This window comes from Streptomyces sp. SID13726, assembly GCF_010548375.1.
In the GTDB taxonomy this organism is placed as follows: domain Bacteria; phylum Actinomycetota; class Actinomycetes; order Streptomycetales; family Streptomycetaceae; genus Streptomyces.
The window spans coordinates 1-408 of record NZ_JAAGLY010000668.1 but is presented as its reverse complement, the minus strand read 5'-3'; the positions used below and the strand labels follow the sequence as shown (position 1 = coordinate 408).

1 pseudogene is annotated in these 408 nt (G+C 76.0%); it reads left to right on the top strand.

From position 1 onward, the window contains the following. Nucleotides 1-408, top strand: a pseudogene (locus G3I78_RS49685) (cation-transporting P-type ATPase); the annotation flags it as partial.

Genomic DNA, 408 nt, shown 5'->3' with positions numbered 1-408 from the left:
CGCGCTGGTCGAGGGAGTCTCACAACACGCCGCGTCCCTCGACCTGGCCGACCGGGACGCCCGCCGACGGGCCTGCTTCCGCTTCAACCCGCGCCTGCGCCGCATGTCGGTGATCCTCGACGGCGAACACGGCACCCTCCGCGTGATCGTCAAGGGTGCACCCGAAGCCGTCCTGCCGCTGCTGGCCGAGGGTGAGCCGGCCGGCGAGGCCCAGGATGCCGCCGACGCTCTGGCGGCGGACGGCATGCGCGGGCTGGCCGTCGCGGTACGCGAACTGCCGCCCGGCAGCGAGGCAGTGGTCCCGCGGCGCCAGGACGTCGAGCGGGACCTGCACCTGCTCGGGCTCGTCGGCCTGTACGACCCGCCGCGCCCCGAGGTCGCCGCCGCGGTCCGGCGCTGCCACGAGGC